The 20,823-nt window shown below is 44.0% G+C and carries 12 protein-coding genes and 1 pseudogene; 7 read left to right on the top strand and 6 right to left on the bottom strand.

Annotated features, from left to right (window positions below; all coding sequences use genetic code 11):
• Positions 1-69: 69 nt before the first annotated feature.
• The gene (locus JMY01_RS10755) at positions 70-1,326 is read left to right on the top strand and encodes an amidohydrolase family protein (protein WP_201575672.1); all 1,257 of its coding nucleotides are present in this window, start codon (positions 70-72) and stop codon (positions 1,324-1,326) included.
• Between the two features lie 99 nt (positions 1,327-1,425).
• Here the strand turns inward: JMY01_RS10755 and JMY01_RS10750 are convergent, their stop codons facing one another.
• From JMY01_RS10750 to JMY01_RS10725, 6 genes are all read right to left on the bottom strand, one after another.
• Positions 1,426-2,400 carry a MetQ/NlpA family ABC transporter substrate-binding protein gene (locus JMY01_RS10750; protein ID WP_201575670.1) on the bottom strand — a complete coding sequence of 325 codons (975 nt, stop codon included), beginning with the start codon at positions 2,398-2,400 and terminating at the stop codon, positions 1,426-1,428.
• 234 nt (positions 2,401-2,634) lie between these two features.
• A complete protein-coding gene (locus tag JMY01_RS10745; RefSeq protein WP_201575668.1) occupies positions 2,635-3,321 on the bottom strand; it encodes a methionine ABC transporter permease in 687 nt (228 codons plus the stop codon).
• Between the two features lie 34 nt (positions 3,322-3,355).
• On the bottom strand, positions 3,356-4,126 hold the full coding sequence (locus JMY01_RS10740) for a methionine ABC transporter ATP-binding protein (protein WP_201575666.1): 771 nt from the start codon (positions 4,124-4,126) through the stop codon (positions 3,356-3,358).
• 329 nt (positions 4,127-4,455) lie between these two features.
• Positions 4,456-6,606 carry a sensor histidine kinase gene (locus JMY01_RS10735; protein ID WP_201575664.1) on the bottom strand — a complete coding sequence of 717 codons (2,151 nt, stop codon included), beginning with the start codon at positions 6,604-6,606 and terminating at the stop codon, positions 4,456-4,458.
• Between the two features lie 101 nt (positions 6,607-6,707).
• On the bottom strand, positions 6,708-7,430 hold the full coding sequence (locus JMY01_RS10730) for a response regulator transcription factor (protein ID WP_201575662.1): 723 nt from the start codon (positions 7,428-7,430) through the stop codon (positions 6,708-6,710).
• Between the two features lie 342 nt (positions 7,431-7,772).
• Positions 7,773-9,083: an HlyD family efflux transporter periplasmic adaptor subunit gene (locus JMY01_RS10725; RefSeq protein ID WP_201575660.1), complete on the bottom strand. Its 1,311-nt coding sequence runs from the start codon at positions 9,081-9,083 to the stop codon at positions 7,773-7,775.
• Positions 9,084-9,710: 627 nt separating this feature from the next.
• Here JMY01_RS10725 and pilG point away from each other — a divergent pair.
• From pilG to JMY01_RS10695, 6 genes and pseudogenes are all read left to right on the top strand, one after another.
• The gene (gene pilG / locus JMY01_RS10720) at positions 9,711-10,091 is read left to right on the top strand and encodes a twitching motility response regulator PilG (protein ID WP_201575658.1); all 381 of its coding nucleotides are present in this window, start codon (positions 9,711-9,713) and stop codon (positions 10,089-10,091) included.
• Between the two features lie 196 nt (positions 10,092-10,287).
• Complete coding sequence (locus tag JMY01_RS10715; protein ID WP_201575657.1) at positions 10,288-10,650, top strand: PleD family two-component system response regulator; 363 nt, start codon at positions 10,288-10,290, stop codon at positions 10,648-10,650.
• A 3-nt stretch (positions 10,651-10,653) separates the two neighbouring features.
• Positions 10,654-11,181, top strand: coding sequence for a chemotaxis protein CheW (locus JMY01_RS10710; protein ID WP_201575656.1), 528 nt, complete (start codon positions 10,654-10,656; stop codon positions 11,179-11,181).
• Positions 11,182-11,756: 575 nt separating this feature from the next.
• Positions 11,757-12,794, top strand: a pseudogene (locus JMY01_RS10705) (methyl-accepting chemotaxis protein); the annotation flags it as partial.
• Between the two features lie 91 nt (positions 12,795-12,885).
• Complete coding sequence (locus tag JMY01_RS10700; RefSeq protein ID WP_201575654.1) at positions 12,886-19,815, top strand: Hpt domain-containing protein; 6,930 nt, start codon at positions 12,886-12,888, stop codon at positions 19,813-19,815.
• Positions 19,808-20,818, top strand: a complete 1,011-nt coding sequence (locus JMY01_RS10695) for a chemotaxis protein CheB (RefSeq protein WP_201575653.1) — start codon at positions 19,808-19,810, stop codon at positions 20,816-20,818. Before JMY01_RS10700 ends, JMY01_RS10695 begins: the two co-directional genes overlap by 8 nt.
• Positions 20,819-20,823: the final 5 nt, after the last annotated feature.

Here is a 20,823-nt window from a genome sequence, read left to right as displayed (position 1 = left end):
AAAGCTTTAGACACCATTATGGTTTACGACACGTCCTAATCACTGACTAAATAAAAATAGGAGTTTTTAATGATTAAATTTACCAATGCCAATATCTACCGCAATAGTGATGCCAATGAAATTTTGGTTAAGGATGATGTTATCGAGCAGATCGGTAAAAACTTGCCTGCTGCCGAGGAGGAGATTGATTTAAAAGGCCGTCTAATCGTACCACCTTATGTGGACTCGCATTTACATCTTGATTATGTCTATACGGGCGGCGGCGATGATGCCAAGAACGCCTCAGGTACGCTATTTGAAGGTATCGCGCGCTGGCATGATGTCAAAAAAACGCAAACCTTTGCAGATGCCAAAGCGCGGATGCTAAAAGGTATTCAAGAAGAAGTCTCCAAAGGCGTGCAATATATTCGTACCCATATTGATGTCTGCGATCCTGATCTGACAGGACTTAAAGCGATGCTTGAGCTGCGCGAAGAGTTGAAGGATAACGTCACTATTCAGATTGTGGCTTTTCCGCAAGAGGGTATGTACGCCTATAAAGGCGCAGTTGAGTTAATGGAAGAGGCACTGAAGATGGGCGCGGATTGCGTCGGAGGTATTCCACATTTTGAATGGGCGTATGAATTCGGTCAAGATTCTGTGCGTAAGACGGTTGAGCTTGCGCTTAAATATGACAAGCTCATCGACGTGCATTGTGATGAAACTGACGATCCGATGAGTCGCCACGTGCAGCTGCTAAATGCCTTGGTGATGATTGAAGGTATCGGTGCGCGTACCGCTGCTAGCCATACTTGCTCATTTGGCTCAGCAGATGATGCCTATGCGTTTCGCATGATGGGTCTGTTTGAGCAGTCAGGCATGAACTTCATTGCGCTACCTACTGAGAACGCTTATTTACAAGGTCGTCAAGATACCTATCCTAAGCGCCGCGGACTGACTCGCGTCAAGGAGTTTTGGGAGAGTGGTATCAACGTCAGCTTTGGTCAGGATTCTATCAGTGACCCTTGGTATCCAGCCGGTAACGGTAACATGATGAATATTCTAGACAATGGTATTCACTTGGCACAAACCATGTCATTGCCGCAGCTTGATGTCTGTCTTGACTTCATCACCTTTAACGGTGCGAAAACCTTGAATATCGAAGAGGAATACGGTTTAGAAGTCGGACATGCAGCCAACTTTTTGGTGTTGGATGCCGATAGTCCATTTGAAGCGGTGCGCCAACGTGCCGACGTATTGGCATCAATCCGTAATGGCAAGTATCTATTCAAAAAACCTGAACCCAGTTATGAGATTGAACTGGATCTGTTTAGAAAAACCAAATAACTGTGTTTGATAAATAACTATAAAATGCAGGCCATAAAAAACGCCCATTACTTATCGGTAGTGGGCGTTTTACTATTATCAGTACACAACACTTAAAGCTTATTCAGCAGCTGCAGCAACGGTACCTTCAGCGGTCGCTGTACCAGCAGTCGCAGTAACGGTTTCTGCTTGGTCAGCTGTGTTCCAGATTTTTGGATATTTATAACCTGGGAAGGTGTCATGAGCGTACTTCTTGAACTCATCCGAGTTATAAGCTGCCGTCACATCTTGTACCCATTTTTTGCCGACATCAGCAGATTTAACCGCTGACCAGTTCACATAAGCGAAGCTTGGCTCTTGGAATAATGCATCTGTCAATACAATACCAGCGTCAGTAGCATAGTTGCCATTAATAACGGCAAAGTCTACTTCGTCACGGGCGCGTGGTAACTGGGCAGCTTCTAGCTCAACGATTTTGATATCGTACTTGCTGTTATCAGCGATGTCCGTTTTTGCAGCGGTGAGTGGGTTAATGTCGTCTTTTAGGGTAATCCAGCCAAGATCGTCCATCATGACCAAGGCACGAGCAAAGTTACTTGGATCGTTAGGCGCTGAGACACTCATGCCTTTATAAGCGTCATCAAGAGAGGTTTTTTTGCCAGTATAGATCCCGAGTGGCGCTGTTGGTACTTGGAATACTTCGACCAAATCAAGATTGTTTTCAGTCTTGAAAGTATCAAGGTAAGGCTTGTGCTGAAAGATATTGATGTCCAAATCACCTTCGGCTAAAGCAAGATTAGGACGGACATAATCAGTAAAGGCAACCAATTCAACTTCATAGCCTTGTGCTTCAAGCGATCCTTTGACTTGGTTACGCACCATGTCTGCAAAGTCGCCTTCGGTAGTACCGATGATGATTTTGCTATGCTCAGGATCGATATCGCTAGCGCTCGTTTCCGCTGTCTCTGTCGTCGCTGGTGTTTCTTTGGTGGCTTCTGGAGCAGATGAGTTGTTACAGCCAACTAAAACTAGGCTTGATACACCAACAGCGGCAAATGCGGTTGCCAACTGACGGCTGATGTCTGTTAATTTCATGAAATTCCCTTAAGAATAATAAATAAAAAGTGATTGGTTCAATGCTTGTAATACATAGCCATTAAAAAAGCAACATTATAAATAGTAATGTTGCTGCACAGATTGCATATATATTAGGTTGCTAGAATGTTAACAAAGTTATATGGTTTCTAAGACAAAATCAAGCATTTTACTTATGAATAATCCCCATCAAACGCTGAATTTTATTCATAGTAAGCGTGTAGTAGCAAGCACTCAGCGTTTATCTAAGCGCGTTGCTAACCAGTTGCCACCTGCCTGTATAGAAATAACCATGACCGATAACATGATAACAATGAAGATCATGACCTCGGTTTGATAACGGTAATAGCCATAACGAATCGCTAAATCACCCAGACCACCACCGCCAATCATGCCAGCCGCTGCTGAAAATGACAGCAAGCTAATGCAGAGGATGGTGACCGATAGTACCAGTCCCGAACGTGCTTCATTAAGCAATACCTTAATAATCGTAAAGGGACGAGCGCCCATTGACTCAGTCGCTTCTATGATACCGCGTGGTACTTCGCGTAGGTTTTGTTCGACCAAACGCGCAAAGTAGAATGAGCCTGCAATCGCTAGTACCAAAGAGGCGGCGATAGGGCCAATACCTGTGCCGACAATGGCTTTGGTAAAAGGACTCATGGCAATCATCAAAATCACAAATGGAAAGGCGCGCATAAAGTTGGTGATACCACCCAAAATGGCATATAGCCCTTTATTTTGCAAAAACTGCCGATCGCTGGATAAAAACAAAAATATCCCAAACAAGCCGCCAATAACGATGGCTGCCGTAGTGGAGATGCCTAACATCAAAAAGGTATCGAAAGTCGCTTGCCAAATCTCTTTACGTAGCGCAAGCAGCTTATCAATCGAAGCGGATAATTCAGCACCGGTCAACATATCTATTTCTCTTGCCTCATTAGTCTTCGTCTCTCTAATCTTCGTAAACTAGGCCTTGGCCTATCGGGGTAGTGGCCTGAATCAGCCCATCTCGGACATCTGCCACTTCAAGTAACTGGCCTTCGTGCAATAGTGCGGCACGGTCACACAGTCTGCGAATGACGCTCATCTCATGAGTAACAATGACAATAGTCACACCAAGTTGCTCATTAATATCACGCAAACAAGTCAGTAGGCTACGTGTCGTTGCAGGGTCAAGTGCGCTGGTTGGTTCATCAGCCAATAAGACTTTTGGGCTTGGCGCAATAGCACGCGCAATACCGACACGCTGTTTTTGACCACCTGACAACTGCGCTGGATAGTGACCAGCACGATCTGTCAAATCCACAATGGCAAGACAGTCCATCACACGCTTATAAATATCGCGGCTTGGATAACCTGCAACGGTTAAGTTAAACGCGACATTGTCAAAGACCGTACGGTTCGACATCAAGTTGAACTGCTGAAAAATCATACCAATATTGTGACGAGCGACACGCAACTCACTGGCTGATAATTTGGTTAAGTCCACGCCATCGATGATGACTTGACCGCTATCTGGGCGCTCAAGCAAATTGATTAAACGCAGTAAGGTGGATTTTCCTGCCCCTGAATAACCCATCAGGCCAAATATCTCACCTTGCTTTACAGATAACGACGTCGGCTCAACAGCAGTAAACCAATGCGGCTTGCCGTTTTTGTCTTTTATCGATCGGTCGCTTAAAAAGCGCTTGGTCACATCATTTAGGACGATCATGTCACTCATGGAATGCTCAAAATTTAATAGAGTTAGGGTTTGTATCGCGTTCAACTATTGAGACTGCGGATAGCTGAACTCTATACAGATCCATAATGGTTTCAAAGCGGTAAAGGCTATTGCAAGTGACAGCGCTGAGTTGATGGCTGCTATCATTAACAATGTAATAAGGGGCGTTAATATAGCATATTATACAAGGCTTTGGATATGCACATCCGTGACCAACTTATGACAATATAGCCATAAGTCAAATTAAATAGCGAGGTAGGTTAAGTGTTGAGAGGGTATTGGCTAAAATGATAAAAAACAGGAGTCTACTTAAGAGCAGTTATATAGGGCTAGTCCCGCTCGTTTTGATAGCTATGGTGAGGGTCGTGTTTTACTGGTATGACGACTAAAAACCGAGTGTGACCGTTGATGGTATCAGTGATGATATGTCCCTGATGCGCAGTAATGATTTGCGATACTAAGGATAAGCCAAGCCCTGAGCCTTTGTTTTTTTGTTGCAAACGTACAAACGGGCTAAAGATCTCTTCACGTTTGTCTTCAGGAATGCCTGCGCCTTCATCGATGACAGCGAGTACCGCATACTTGGGTAAAGGTCGTGTCGGCTCTGACTTGGATTTTTTTAGGTGCTTGGAAAACAAACTTTCTTTACGAGGGACGTTGGCAGTTTCGCTTTCATCTGTCGCAGCACTTTCATGGATCACATCATTGGCCACAGGTTTAGCGTTAATTACCTTGCTAGCTTTGGGTTCATCGCTTGTACTATCGGCTTTTTGTTGCTGTGCAGTATTAGGGACGATACTCCAAATAGCCTGTTTGATTTTGTCCGCTATCTCTGTGGTAAATTTACTATAATGATTGATGAGTGATTTATCATTGAGTAAAGAAGCGCTGGTTTTTAATGAGCCAGAAACTTCGTTCGTTTTTTCAACTGCGTTATTAGACGCATCAGTAGGCAAGGCGTCACTGAGTGAGGCTTCTGAATCAACCGCATTTTTTTGTTTTTCATTTTTATTAGGATCAGCCACAGGACGTTCGTTATCGGTGCACTCGGTAGCTGTCTCGTGCAGGCTATCTTCCTCATCAGGAAGAGCAAGCGTCTCGCCATTTCGGTAAATAATGGGCGCTGACAAGATATCTGCTGAATCTGAGGTGTCAGTTGCCGTATCTTGATCAGCCTGCTCGTCAGAGAGACTGTCAGCATAGTCGTTTAAGAGCTTGGTGCTCGCCACATCAGGTCTTGGTTCCTCATCGCTCAAGGTATTATAATCCGCGAAGCTGTTGTCCATGATCGATTGCAACAGATAATCAGGCACGGTATCTGCCTTATCCATGGTTTGCACACCATAAAGTAAGATGGTGACTGGCGGTACACCATGGAGCATAGCATTATTGAGTAAATTGCGAATCAAATGGGTCAGCATGGCTGGCTGGCCGTCAATCACAATGTGCTCACCAATTAATGTCGCTTCTGGATAATGCTGCCGTTCTTGGTTGATAAGGTCATAAAGATCAACGCGTTCGACCTGCTGCATCACGTGACCTGCATCTAAGCGACTGACCAATAAGATACTTTCAACCAAATCGTTCAGTCCTGACAAGTCACGATTGATGGCTTGCGCGCGTTTATCGAACTTAGCTTTGGTATCTATTGGCATGGCACTTGCGAGCATGTCCATCATTTCAATCTGTAAACGAATACGTGTGATGGGCGTGCGTAACTCATGTGAGGCGTGAGCTAAGAGCAAGTTGTTGGCATTGATAAGGTGTTCTATCTTTTGTGCCGCTTGGTTAAAGCCACGCGCAAGAGATGCAATCTCGTCATTACCGCGACTATTGACACGTACCGTAAAATCACCATCACCCAGTTGTATCATCTGCTGACTCATCTGGTTGATGCGCCATGTCATTGAGCGGGCAATCCACCACAAGACGCCTGCCATGATGATGAGCAGCAGCAGGGTGCCAGTGAATAAGTTTAGAGCGGCAGACAAAGCGGGTTTCTTAGGGGTTAAGCGTGACTCATAGAGTAGGGTATAGCCAGTACTGCTATAGACTTGTGCTTGCTGGATAGCAGGTGCATCTGAAAAAGAAGGAAAAATACGAGTTAATAAAGAAGGGGTGTCAGGCAACTCTAATGGTAAGTCACTATTGTCTGTCTGCATGAGCAGACGCCCTGTATTGTCATACAAGCCCATTTTGGCCTGTAATGACTCATCAAAAATATCAAAGCTTTTTTTGACCACTGCCAACATAAAACGCGCTTGTAGTCGATTGTCTTTACTGACAGCGACGTTGAGCTCTTGCAAAAAAGGATCAATCTGCCCTAGGATTTGAGTGGCGACTACCTCAGAGCGTATGCCTGCATCTTTATCATGAACCAGCTGCGTCAATAGCACCATAGCTATCGCAAATAAGATAAGAGCCAGCATGACACTGGCAAATAGCTTAGCGAAAACGGAGCGAAAACCCAGTTGTTGCATGCATTAATCTCTAGTAATAAATACTTAAAAGTGACTAAACCTGTTAACCGCCATTAACAGTATAAATACCGTGGCGATTAAACAAGCTTAGTCTGTCGTGATTAAACTTGATCGGTTGCGAACTGATAACCAACACCGCGCACCGTGATGATACGCTTAGGTTGACGAGGGTTATCTTCAATAAGTGCGCGCAAGCGAGAGATATGCACATCAATGGCTCGATCGATGTTATCAGAGCTATCGTCATTGGGCATGGCCTGCCACAACTGCTCACGATTGAGCACCTTGCCTGCATGCGTGGCAAAGTAGTGCAGCAATTGGAACTGATGGGTAGTCAGGCGTACAGGCTGATCGTCGATGGTTACTTCATGACTGTCAGGAAAAACACTTAAGCGTCCAAATGTCAGGCTATCGGATTGGCTGTCTGCTTGGTTTGGCTGCTCATGGCGACGAATAACGGCACGAATACGTGCCAAAAGCTCACGGGGTTCGAATGGCTTGGCAATATAATCATCCGCGCCCATCTCTAAACCCAATACGCGATCTGTCGTATCCCCTTTGGCAGTCAACATGATGATGGGGACTTTATTGGTCATATTGCTTTTATTGCCGCGTATTTTTTGGCAGACTTGCATGCCATCCATATCAGGCAGCATCAAATCTAGCACGACTAAATCAATATCACGCTCTTTGGTGTCTAAGATATCAAGACCTTCTTGGCCAAGCCCAGCGTGATGAACATCATAATAATTCATCGTCAAATAATCGCTGATCAATTCAGCCAAATCTGGATCATCTTCAATCAATAGGATTTGCTTACTCATAAAATGTCCTCTAGTAATGGTTATAATGATTGTTATTGTTGGTTGAGCATACGTTTTATCAAGCGATCAGTTTTATCAAGCAGTCATTGAGAGTGACCGTGACAATTATGCATTATTGCTATTATCACTATCTATTACAGCTATTAATATCATTAATGTTAATAGCGTTACTGTGTCTATTTTGCCTAATATAGACGTTACCAAACAAGACGCCCTTTGTTAATGTTTCTACAGAATGTAACAACTTGCTGATTAATAGCTAAACGGTGATAGAAAGGCGCCTATACTACAGTGCGCTCCCTGCTTTGTCCTAATGCCCTGATCTGTAGTTTATATTGTCTATCATGAGATGACTACTTTTTTACCAACAGACTCTATTGGTAGATCTGCCAAGCAAATCAGGCTGTCATTGCTGATGCCTGCAATGAGGTATTTGCCCGTACTAGGGTCATATTTAATAACATCTATCGGCTGACGCGTCAGACGCTGATTTTGTTTGATGATCCAAACATTGGCAGTCAAGGGTGTCAGTGGCTGATAAGGAGGAGTCTTCAGAGAGGATAGATCCACATCTTGAATCGCTTGTTCCGGAACGATATTACCGACAGCGATTTGCCCATAATCGACGCGGCCTATGACTTGCATGCCTAGCTTTAGCTTATCGCGGCTGGCCTCGTTTTTGACCACACTCACAGAGACCATCAATTCATCTGGCTGCTGCTGACTCGTGCTCAGCTTGCTAACTTGACCTGTAAAAGTTTCTGAAACATCTTTAGCAGTGAAGTTGACTGTCTGACCGACCGAAAGCTGAGACTCGGCTTGCATAGGTAAGGTGGCGGTAAAGCGTAAGTCTTTATCATTGCTTAAGCGTAGCAAAGGTTTGCCAGCAGCAACCTGTTGCATGTTCTCCACATATAGCGTGTCCACGCGCCCTGAAAAACTAGCATACACTACAATAGGCGGCTGTGTTGACTGTTGTGAGCTGGCTATATCCTGATCCTGTGCATCAGTAGATTTATTGTTATCTACATTAGCATCAATTGCTATGCTAGCGTTATTCGATGTTTCAGGCACAGGAGTGTTATTGGTATTGTCATTGGTTTTTGATTCATCGGTGGCTGTCTCATTGAGCTTACCATCAGCGCTGCTCGCGCTACTATCATTTGCTTTGCTTTCTTGTTTACTTTCTTTCTTACTCTCTTTTATGTCATCAGACACTTGCTCTGCTGAGCTTTTTTTAGTTGCTGTTGGCTGCTCAGGCTTAGCCTCTGAGTCTGAAGGCGTGGTCTTATTGCTTCCTACACGTTCATGTTGCTGTAAGAGTAGTAAAGGCGCGCCATCCTCTACCCATTGACCTTCTTTGACCAGTATTTTTTGTACGCTGACATCACGAGTGGTGACAAATCGCGACTGCTGGTTTGGCTCAATGGTGCCTTGCAATCCAAGACTGGGCTGATAGCGTGAAGGTTTGATATTCAGTATATAGTCTGATGACATGGTGACACTGTCAGCATCAATAGTTATAGGCGAGTTTGCCTGCTCACTGTCTTGAGAAAGCTGTTGATTATCGCTAGGTGAGGGTGGCTGACAAGCACTGACCAATAAAGCCGCTAGCAAAAAAGTACTATATTTAGAGTATTTAGAAAGTCTCATAGTTGTCATTATCGGCCATCATCATAAACGTTATTTTATTATATAGACAATAGCAACAAGGTGCGATAACTAAGCATTATAATCTTGGCATTTCTATATTGGCATTGTTATGTTGACATTATTATATGGGTATTATCATCTTGGGATAATAGTCTTCTATTTGTCTTTCAACATGAGTGACTTATGACCGTTATTGGAGATAGGGAAGATTTAGGTCACTAGAAAACTCAGTAGAACTATGATAGAACGAGGGCTGAATACTTAATTGATACATACACGTTACAAAAAAGTATAAGACTGTAAAAATAGTATTTATCAGACCGCAAACCCATAGACTGTGAACGCTGCGTTTATAGATAGTATTAACCAAATGATGCGAGTCAGTAACAAAGTGGGTATAGTAGCTCATGATTACTGCAATTTATGACAATTGTCCTTTTAAGGATATTCATTGGCACGGATAGTGCATATATTTTGACTAGGCGACTTCCTAAGATATGAGTTTTTGCTATAACAAAGTAACTATCTTATACAAGCGCTTATCAATAGGAACCAAAGCAAATCAATGCAGAATACAGCTGATGATAGTTGTATTAAGAATAAACAGTCGTTCATAGGACAATGATAATGGAAAATAATTTTGAAGGGTTGAAGGTCATGGTCATCGATGATTCAAAGACCATTCGCCGTACCGCGGAGACCTTATTACAAAAAGTAGGCTGTGAAGTTGTCACGGCTATCGATGGTTTTGACGCGTTAGCAAAAATCGTTGATAACAATCCAGATATTATCTTTGTCGATATCATGATGCCGCGTCTCGATGGCTATCAGACTTGTGCATTGATCAAAAACAATCCTGATTATGCTGACAAGCCCGTCATTATGCTGTCATCAAAAGATGGGTTGTTTGATAAGGCACGTGGCCGTATTGTCGGTTCTGATGAGTATCTGACCAAACCTTTTAGTAAAGATGAACTTTTTGATGCGATTAACCAGTATCGCTCGTAGCTGTCAAATTTTGGCACAGTAAACTAAGAATAAAAATAGATGTAGATAAGCAGTGACAAGATAAGCAAATAGGCAATAGGAAGCGACGATGCTTTTGAGACGCTAATAAGTGCTTAGCATGAGAGTAAAAGACGTCATTTTATTGTCTCTAATAATAATATCCTAGCGGATATCATCAAATACAAAGGAAATACCCATGACAACTGTATTAGTCATTGACGATTCGCCATCTGAAATGGCGAAATTTCGTGACATGCTTGCAAAAAACAACTTTCAAGTATTGGAAGCAGTTAATGGTGAGCAAGGCTGCGCGATGGCAGCTGAACATTTGCCAGACGTAATTTTGATGGACGTGGTGATGCCTGAAATGAATGGTTTTCAAGCGACACGCAAAATTACTCGTGGTAAAACAACGGCTCATATTCCAGTCGTAATGATCAGTACCAAAAACCAAGAAACTGATCGTGTGTGGGGTAAGCGTCAAGGCGCGAAAGAATATCTTACCAAGCCGGTTGATGAATCTGAGCTGATGCGCATTATTCGTTCGGTAACGGAGTAACTTGTGGCCTCTAAAGGATTTATTGAGCTTTTACGTTTAGCCGACTTAGCCAAAACTCGTAGTACAGGTCTCCAAAGTGGTAAAGGGTATGACTGGCGAGGGGTGGTTTTTGAGGTTGGTGACCAGCGTTTGGTTGCACCAATGGGAGAGGTATCTGAGGTGTTAAATATGCCTGAATATACCAGTATGCCTATGGTGGAGCCTTGGTTGTTAGGTCTAGCAAACATACGTGGACGCTTATTGCCTTTAACAGATTTACCGCAGTTTTTACATCTACCTAATCGTCATCAAAAGAAACAACGTAAAGTTTTGATTATTGATAATAGCACTGTGTTTTCAGGTTTAGTAGTAGATAAGGTGATTGGTATTGAGCAGTTCACGCGTAATCAATATCGCGCTGAAACCCTTGATAGTGACTCACCATTTGCCCCTTATAATCATGGCAAGTTTGTCAAAGACCAACAAGACTGGTTCGTCTTTATGCCAAGCTTGTTGGCCAAAGATCCACGCTATATTGATGCCGCTATGTAAATTGAAACAACTTATATAAGTATGGCTTGTTATCTGTTTTGATGCAGGTAAAGCAAAGCAGGAATGACTGAAATAGCACATTAAAGTGTCTACACCCACAAAAAAGAAATTTGATGGCCGAGAGATGTCTTTTATTGGCTAATAATAATTAGCAAAGCCAGTCATGATACGACTTAAACGACCGTTTGGAAGGAATAAGCACGATGAGTGATGTTACAAAAAGCCCTGTAGCTGGCGCCAGTCAAAACATCTCAGGTACTGAGGATTCTAAAAATAAGTGGAAGATTCTATTAGGAGTTTTTGCCTTAGTGAGTGTGGCCTCTTTGATTTGGGCAATCAACTCAATAGCAACGGTAAGTAACTACTTAAGTGAAGTTGAGCGTGATGTTTTGACCCATAGTGGCATAATATGGGCAGCCATTCTGTTCTTGATCGGCTTGCTTGGTATTCTACTGACCCTAACGCAGCTATTTAAAAATCGCGGCGGTGCTGAGCGCTTATTAATCGAAAAAGAAACCCTACGGCGCCGACAAGAAGCAGAAACGGAGTCTGAGCGCGCCCGTCAAATCCAAGAAGAAAACGAGCGTAATCAGATGGCGATTTTGCGCCTACTTGATGAGCTTGGCGATTTGGCTGAAGGTGACTTGACGGTTAACGCCACGGTATCAGAAGACTTTACTGGTGCGATTGCTGACTCGGTAAACTTCGCGATTGACCAATTGCGTCAGTTGGTATTGGTTATTAACAGTACTGCTGACCGCGTTTCTCAGTCCTCTGAACAGACTCAGATGAGTGCTGTTGAGCTCGCTGAGGCTTCTGAGCATCAGGCTCAAGAGATTGCTGGTGTTTCTACTGCTATTAATGAGATGGCGGTGTCTATTGACCAAGTATCGACCAACGCTACGGAATCTGCAGGCGTTGCGCAGCGCTCAGTTGCTATTGCTTATAATGGCGCGGAAGTAGTACAGCGCTCCATTGAAGGTATGAACGTTATTCGTGATCAGATTCAAGAAACCTCAAAACGAATCAAGCGCTTGGGTGAATCATCGCAAGAGATTGGTGATATCGTAAGCTTGATTAATGACATTGCCGATCAGACCAACGTCTTGGCATTAAACGCTGCCATTCAGGCTTCGATGGCCGGTGAAGCTGGGCGTGGTTTTGCGGTCGTTGCTGATGAGGTTCAGCGTCTGGCTGAGCGTTCAGCCAACGCCACCAAGCAGATTGAAACCCTAGTCAAAACCATTCAGGCAGATACCAGCGAAGCGGTCATGTCGATGGAATCAACCACCTCTGAAGTAGTGCGCGGGGCGCGCTTAGCAAAAGATGCTGGTGAAGCGCTAGAGGAAGTACAAAGTGTCTCAAACACCTTGGCCGACTTGATTCAAAACATCTCTGATGCCGCGCAGCAACAGGCCAAGTCTGCCAGTCATATTTCGAATACCATGAACATCATTCAAGATATTACCTCACAGACATCATCAGGTACTATGGCGACAGCGCGCTCTGTCGGTGAGTTGAGCGAGATGGCTGCTGCGCTACAAGAGTCTGTAACGGGCTTTAAGCTATCGAACGAAGATGATCATTTAGATAGCATTGACGAGCGTTTTTAAGCCGTTGACTAGGTATTAATGCGATAAAAATGCGATAAAGCGGCTGTTAGCATGGCAAAAAATCAGTGCACAAACGAGTTAGGATAACCCTATGAAAAACCAGCCTAATGAAATGGTGAGGCTAGAGTGGCTACTACCATTATTTGATCAGCAGTTATCAATTATGTCTGATGGTTGGCAACTAGATGCTCATCCTGACTTTGAGCTTATGGCTCAGTATTATCATGAGACTAGTGGTGCCTTGACGATGGTGGATCTGCCTCATCTTGCAACGCTAGCTGCCAAGCTTGCACAGTTTGCCAAAACATTCAGTCGTGAGACGCTCGATGCTGAGCACAGTCGATTGGCACAATTCGCCCATCAATTGTTGCAGCACGAATTAACGCAATATGTACAAACGGGCGCTTATCGAATCGTACTGCTGGATAAGGTTATTCAGCAGCTCTCTCGAGCCTTAGTGCAGAAGAATGTCGCAGTAGATGATAGTACAGCGCCGTCTGTAGATACTCTTATGGAGACTGAGGTTTCTCACAGTATTGAAGTCGTTACCCTGAGTCATTCGGCTTTAGAGGTTTTGCAACCTGAGCAATATCAGCTATTACTATTGGCATGGCGTCAGCAAGTTCAGCAACTACTCGCGGCTAATAGCAATCTAGAGACGGTCTTAGTAAGCCTAGAAAAATCCAGCTATTATTTATGGCAAACCAGTACTGACGTTCAACAACAGCGCTTGTGGTATTTGACAGCACTTTGGTTAAGCAACCTAGCAAATAACGCTTTGCCATTACCCTCAGGCTACGCACAGTTACTTTCACGCTTAGATCAGGTCATAGAAAACCGCCATCAGCAGACCTCTCATACCGACGAGCAGTCAGATAAGAGTATACAAAAAAACGATATTGAAGGTTTGCTGGCTGAGATATACATTCAACTCAGTATTCTTGAAAATATTGATGAGCCAGCCCGAGATATACTCAGTCATTTATCGTCAGCCCATGATGCTAAGCTGCACTTTTTGCCACGCATACTAGCAGGACTTGAGTCTGTCATTTTTGGACTGGATGAGCCAAAAACACTCATAACACCATTGCAGCACATCAAAAAGCAGCTGGGACGACATGGCTGGATACAGTATGAGTCACAGGTTAGCCAAGTTTTGCTGGATCTTGAAGACAGCATGGCCTCTGATACTGTATTTGCCCAAATGCAGTGGCAGATTGAGCGCCAATTGCAAGAGCTCTATAGTGCTATTTATCATACCGAACAATCTATTGATCTTAATATTGGTCATACTGTCTCTTTAAAGCCCTTATCTGGCTCAAGAGATAATCAAACTGTTGACGCTTTTTCTGATGATACGTTATACAAATTGCGTAACGCTATCAAAGAGGTAAAGCAAGGTTTTAATAGCTATATAGACGGTAAACAAGACTATCTATCTTCCAGCGCGGCAGCCTTCACTGATATTGGCAACATACTAGATGATATGGGACTTGGTTCAGTGCGAGCGGTTAGCGATAAACTGGCTGAGTTATTCAAAAGTCTGGAAACTCATGAAATACAGAGACTCAGTAAAGAGCTTGTACAAGCACTAGCGCAAGGTGTCGCATCCATCGAATTGTTATTGGATTATCTGGCGCAGCAGGTACTGGATCAGCAGCTATTATCACAAGCAAGTGAGCATCTCGCACAGGCTTCTACTCTGGTAGATGCATTCATAGCAGCACCTGACGCAGATATTGATGTCTACTATCCTACTGCGGCGGCGACTTCTGATGTGGTGCGTTACGATGATAGTGGTGAGATAGCGCCAGACGATTCAGTAAAGGAGAAAGCTAACGCAGATGCTACAGGGAATATAGGTGAGATTGCTGAGGCAGTCAGATCAACTTCCGATGTATCTAATACTAATAGCGTAGAGAGTGAGAGCTTACAGGCTGCCCGTAGACAAGTTCAACCTGATAACTTTGAAATTGACCAAGAGATTCTCGAGGTTTTCATTGAAGAATCGACAGAGATTGTGGAAGATCTAAGCGACTTTGTTTCTATCTGGCAGCAAGATGCTCAGGATCTGACACCATTGACAGAGGTACGCCGCGGCTATCACTCCCTAAAAGGAGCGGGGCGAATGGTTGGTGCCTTTAGTATCAGTGAGATGGCCTGGTCTATAGAAAGCTTACTCAATAGAGCGTTAGATAAGACGTTATCAATAACTGAAGAAATGGTGATGCTGGTTGTAAAGACGACAGAGCAGTTGCCAGCGATGGTGGCAAGTTTTATAGCAAAGCAAGCACCACCTAACGATCCTGCTATTACGATTTTACAGAGTAATAACCTAGCAATAGGACAGCCACTAAATAATGGCCTAGATGAGTCTGCGACTCTAGAGTCAGACTCAGCTGAGTCTATGCGTTTAACAGAACCGCAGTCAAAACCAACGATTGCACCTGATGACTCATATGAGCATATGATAAATGACTCAATAGATGAGTTGACACCAGCACCTGCAGATAAGGTCATACCTGCAGTGCTTGAGCCTTTTATGCAGCAAGCATTGCAGTCACCAGCTGACGATCAAGATGCGGATCCCGACATCAAAGAGATATTTATTGAAGAGGCGACCGAGGTCTTGGCTGATATCACGCCAAGATATGCGCATTGGCGCAGCAACCCTTCTGATTTGACTGAATTAAAAGAGATACGACGTGGTTTCCATACACTAAAAGGCTCTGGTCGTATGGTTGGAGCGCATTATACTGCAGAGCTGGCATGGGCTGTGGAAGACATGCTAAACCGTATTTTAGATCACAGCATCCCTGTATCTACAGGTATTATCGAGCTGATAGACGATGTCTTAGCAGCTTATCCTGATTTGGTGAGTGTTTTCGCTAATAACACCTCAGCGACTAACGAGGAAGGCGAGAGTTCTGATTATCCGACGAGTGTGCCCTTGTGGGTAGCATGTGCCCATGCTTATAGTAAGCATCACGGTGCCGAGTTTAGTTACGATGCGCTACGTAAGAGTGTGCCTGCACAGGATGAGCAAGTAATTACCAATGCTGATGATGCAAAGGCGCATAGCACTATGTATTGTTCTGATAGTGTGGAAAACCTTGTCAATGTGAGTGTCAGTCATGATCCTGCTTTAGCGTCTATTCATTCTGTCAATGAAATGATGGCAGATGCTTCAGCAATAACAACCCCTCAAAGCAATGAAGAGCAAGAGTTTTGCGCAATATTTATCGAAGAAGCGCAAGAGCTACTGCAAGATGTCAAAAACTTTGTCAATGCCCATCGTGAAGATAGTGAGGTTGAAGTTGCAGATGAAATAGTGCGGGCATTTCATACTTTGCGTGCAGCCTCGGGTTCGAGTGCTTTATCTGCTATTAGTGAGGTTAGTGCCACTATAGAGCAAAGCTTAATGCAGCTACAGCAGCAAGACACCCTTATGGGGAGTCAGCATTTACAGGCACTGTGTCAATCAGTGTTATTGATTGAAAATTATCTGAATAATTATAAGCAGGATGTCAATCAGCAGGACGTACCAGTTGAGACACTACAAAACCAAGACGATCTGGCTTGTTTACAGTTTATGCTTGGTGAGCCTGATGAGGCTGAAACAGCTATAAATAATGAGTTAATGGTTGCTAAACTGCTAGAAACCAATGTCGATGGGTTACTGGATGCTGAGTGGCAGCTAGAAGATGAGCTAAGCAATCAAGATACTAACGCTATTCAGAACTATGTGCAGCAACAAATCGGTCAGATTGAACGCTTAGCAGCGCTAACGACAGCATCGGCAAAATTCACTGCTATATTGAATGCTCTGTACTTAGTGTACGATCATATTGCTCAAAACCTGGAAGCTGCTCATGATACTAAAGTACAGACGGCGCTTCTTGCGGGTCATAAGCAGTTAGTCGGCTTATTCGACGCGCTAGCAGCCAGCATGTCACTCAAAATAGATCCGCGAGCTCTTCAAGGTTTACAAAACATTGCTACTGGCAACACTGTGGCTGGTCATGATGCCGATCAACAAGAAGTTGCAGTCGAAGCGAGCGTCAATAGTACTCAAGCAGATGAGCTGCGACTTGAGGCGATCAATACAGATATTGAGTTGCTAGAAATATTTTTGGAAGAAGCTCAAGACTTGGACAGTGCTATCGCTCAGACATTCAATGAGTGGCGTACTGACCTTGATAATCATATCATCCTAAAAACACTTCAACGCCATATGCATACCATCAAAGGTGGTGCGCGAATGGCAGGTATTCGTAGTATTGGTGATTTGACTCATATAGCAGAAGTTATTTATGAAGCTTTTGATGAGCAAAGGGTGCGCCCAACGTTGCAGTGGTTAACCATCATGCAAATGCTGCATGACACTCTATCGTTACAGATCGATTATGCTGCACGTTATCAAGAGTCTTTTTTTGCTGATGAGTTTATTGAGCAGTTGCAGAAGTTTGAGCGCAGCAAAGAATTACCATTGGCAGTCACGCTGGTCTTACCTGCTCTGCATAAAGACAGTCACGAAGATTTAGAAGAATTAAATGCGGGCGAGCTTGCAGAAACTGAGCAGGCTGCTAAAACCATAAGTTTCGATAAAATTATTGCGCAGTCATGGCCAAATGGCTTACCTGACGCTGATATCTTGGAAGTATTCTTAGAAGAAGCTGAAGAAATCATTGCCAGTAGCAATAAGTACCTGCAGTTGTTTTTAAGTAATATCAGTGATGTGACTGCCTTACAGGCATTGCAGCGAGATTTACATACCATCAAAGGTGGTGCGCGCATGGTTACGGCCAACGGCATCGCTGACTTGGCTCATGAGATGGAAACCGTCTACGAAGAGTTGGCTATTCGTCGGCGTCCAGCGACCAAAATGGTCTCTCAGTTACTCATGGCTTGTCATGATTGGCTGGCAGATGCTGTCTTTATTCTCAAGCAAAAGGTAAACCCGCCAATACCTTCTGCACTGGTTGCTGCACTGAAACAGTTTAGTAAAAACCCCGATGACTTACAACAGGTTCCAAGAGAGTCATTACAAGAGCAACTTAATATGATCTCTGCTGCCAAAAAGCAGCAGAAAGAAAGAGTGGTAGCAGACGTTAACGAGATGCCACCGATGACGGGCAGCTTTGAGGTACAGGAGCAAAGCGTTAGCCATAATGAGGTTATTCGTATCTCAGGCGGCTTGGTTGAGCACATGATTAACCTCTCAGGTGAATCAGCAATCAACCGTGCGCGTATCGACATGGGTATAAGCAGCCTGACCAATAGCATCGAAGAGATGGGCACGACTGTCCAGCGTCTTGCCGATCAGCTGCGCCGAATGGAAACGGAGCTTGAAGCTCAGATTTTATCGCAGATTGATGACGAGAAGTTAATCAACGACGAGGGTTTTGACCCATTAGAAATGGATCAGTATTCGTCTCTAAACCAATTGTCAAAGTCATTGTCAGAGTCGGCCTCTGACTTGGTGGATATTAAAAGTACCTTGTTAGAAAAAACGCGTGACAGTGAGAGCCTTCTGCTACAGTTAGCACGCACCCAAGCCGAGCTACAAGATGGGCTGATGAATTCGCGTATGGTACCGTTTACGCGAGTAGTGCCACGCCTTGAGCGTATTGTGCGTCAAACGGCGCATGAGCTTAATAAGTCAGTAGAGTTGAGTATCATCAATGCTGATGACGAGATTGATAGAACCATTCTTGAGCGCATTACGTCACCACTTGAGCATATGCTGCGTAACGCTGTCGATCACGGTATCGAAAATATACAAGCCCGTTTAAGAGCAGGCAAAAGTCGTAGTGGTCAAATTACTTTAGAGGTACTACGTGAAGGCAGTGAAGTTGTTATCCATTTATCAGATGATGGCTGTGGTATCAATGTCGATGCCGTCCGCAAAAAAGCCATTGCGCAGGGTCTGATTGCAGAAAACGACGATAGTCTGAGTGATCTTGATGTCATGCAGTATATCTTTAACGCTGGTTTGACGACTCAAAAGAAGGTGACCCAAATCTCAGGGCGCGGTGTTGGGATGAACGTGGTTATCAGTGAGATCCGTCAATTGGGCGGTGTCGTCTCTGTAAACTCTGAAGAGGGTAAAGGGTCGCGCTTTACCATCCGAGTACCACTGACAGTCGCCATATCAGATGCCTTGGTCGTGCGTGCTGCAGATCGTTATTATGCGATTCCTTTAGTACAGATTGAGCGTGTCATTCGTGTGAACCCTGAAAAACTTTACGATTATTATGAGTCAGGTGCCACTAGTTTAAATATTGAAGATGAAAATTATCGAATTCGCTATCTCAATGAGATTTTATCTGGTAATAAATTTAACGAATTGATGGTTAGTACTAATACCAGCTTGCCAGTTATTGTCATAAAAAATCGTACAGGTCAAAAGATTGCCCTACAAGTCGATCAGATTGCAGGCTCACGTATTGAAGTGGTCGTAAAACCGCTTGGCCGTCAGCTATCACGTCTTTCAGGTATTTCAGCTGCAACCATCATGGGTGATGGCTCTGTTATGTTCATCTTAGATCCTATTGCTTTGATGCGTAATGCACCGGTCATCAAGGATGTGAGTCAGGGCGTAGTGGCTGAAAGAGAGGATGTGAAATCACGGATCACAGTATTGGTCGTTGATGACTCAGTGACAGTACGTAAGGTCACATCGCGCTTACTAGAACGTCAAGGTATTAATGTCGCCATTGCCAAAGACGGGATTGATGCCATCGAGATTTTGCAAGAGACCACTCCAGATCTTATCTTGTTAGATATCGAGATGCCACGTATGGATGGTTTCGAGGTTGCAACCCAAGTGCGGCATAATAAGCGTTTACGTGACATACCCATTATCATGATTACTTCTCGTACTGGTGAGAAGCATCGCGAGCGTGCGTTCAAAATCGGTGTCAATGACTACATGGGTAAACCATTCCAAGAAAACGAGTTGCTGGATAAAATTCAAGCGCAATTGGGCCAAGATATTAGCTTAAGTCATAATGAATAATACTCGTTTATCAGCATTGAGCGCCAAAGCCAGTAGTGCTATTAGAGTATTGGTGGTCGCAGAGAGTCGGCATCAAAGACTGGCGTTTAGTGACACTGTGCGCAGCTGCGACTTTACTTTGATTGACTGTCTCTCTCGCCAGCAGCTGCAAGACAAGCCACAACCTTATAAGGTACAGGTTGATATTTGGTTGATCGATAGCGAATACGATGACGGTATCGCCACCGTGATTAAAGCTTCTAACTCTAGCGCAGTATTGGTAGGTTTTAGCCAAGCGCCACATTTAAACGAAGTACAGCGCTATGCTAAATGGCAGCGCAAGCTAAAACGTAAGCTGGCGCAATTACTTGATAGGCCGACGCTTTTAGAGACCAGCGTTTATGCTGGTACGCTACCATCTTGGCGCTTTGTGGTATTTCTAGGCTCTGCTATGGGTGGTCCTAGTGCAGTAAAAGAGTTTTTGGATAATTTGTCACCCACGCTGCCGATTTGTGTTTTACTCGCACAGCATTTTAATCAGAATATGATAGAAACCTTACCACGTGTACTCAATCATCATAATGAGTGGTATTGCCAAGTCATATCTACCACCCAAAGACTACGCTCTGGATATTGTCTAATCGCCCCAGCTGATCGACAGATTGTTTGTGATTCTGAAGGTCGAGTCATCCTAACAGAGCAAGAGTGGTCTGGAGAATATCAGCCGTCTATTGGCCAATTACTCAAAAATACCAGCGATGTTTATGGCAGTGAGCTTGTGAGCATCATATTCTCTGGCATGGGTAATGATGGCACACAGTATTTGGATAACATTCAACAAAATAACAGTCAGCTGTGGGCACAAGATCCAAACCTAAGTACTTATTCTAGCCAGCCACAAGCGATTGTTGATTCAGGCTATTGTCAATTTATCGGTAGTCCTGAAGCACTCGCCCAAAAACTCACTGAGTATGTCGGTGAGAGGATGGCAACCCTTTCTTCATCTACGGTGAGCGATTTATGAAGCAA

It is taken from the genome of Psychrobacter sp. H8-1 (genome assembly GCF_904846575.1).
In the GTDB taxonomy this organism is placed as follows: Bacteria; Pseudomonadota; Gammaproteobacteria; order Pseudomonadales; family Moraxellaceae; genus Psychrobacter; species Psychrobacter fulvigenes.
Note: the sequence above shows the minus strand (reverse complement) of the source record. Positions and strands in the feature narration are given on the sequence as shown.

Bases quoted from the DNA above. Each gene is read 5' to 3' on its own strand.
- JMY01_RS10755 (WP_201575672.1), top strand. From the start codon at position 70: ATGATTAAATTTACCAATGCCAATATCTACCGCAATAGTGATGCCAAT.
- JMY01_RS10750 (WP_201575670.1), bottom strand. From the start codon at position 2,400: ATGAAATTAACAGACATCAGCCGTCAGTTGGCAACCGCATTTGCCGCT.
- JMY01_RS10745 (WP_201575668.1), bottom strand. From the start codon at position 3,321: ATGTTGACCGGTGCTGAATTATCCGCTTCGATTGATAAGCTGCTTGCG.
- JMY01_RS10740 (WP_201575666.1), bottom strand. From the start codon at position 4,126: ATGAGTGACATGATCGTCCTAAATGATGTGACCAAGCGCTTTTTAAGC.
- JMY01_RS10735 (WP_201575664.1), bottom strand. From the start codon at position 6,606: ATGCAACAACTGGGTTTTCGCTCCGTTTTCGCTAAGCTATTTGCCAGT.
- JMY01_RS10730 (WP_201575662.1), bottom strand. From the start codon at position 7,430: ATGAGTAAGCAAATCCTATTGATTGAAGATGATCCAGATTTGGCTGAA.
- JMY01_RS10725 (WP_201575660.1), bottom strand. From the start codon at position 9,083: ATGAGACTTTCTAAATACTCTAAATATAGTACTTTTTTGCTAGCGGCT.
- pilG (WP_201575658.1), top strand. From the start codon at position 9,711: ATGGAAAATAATTTTGAAGGGTTGAAGGTCATGGTCATCGATGATTCA.
- JMY01_RS10715 (WP_201575657.1), top strand. From the start codon at position 10,288: ATGACAACTGTATTAGTCATTGACGATTCGCCATCTGAAATGGCGAAA.
- JMY01_RS10700 (WP_201575654.1), top strand. From the start codon at position 12,886: ATGAAAAACCAGCCTAATGAAATGGTGAGGCTAGAGTGGCTACTACCA.
- JMY01_RS10695 (WP_201575653.1), top strand. From the start codon at position 19,808: ATGAATAATACTCGTTTATCAGCATTGAGCGCCAAAGCCAGTAGTGCT.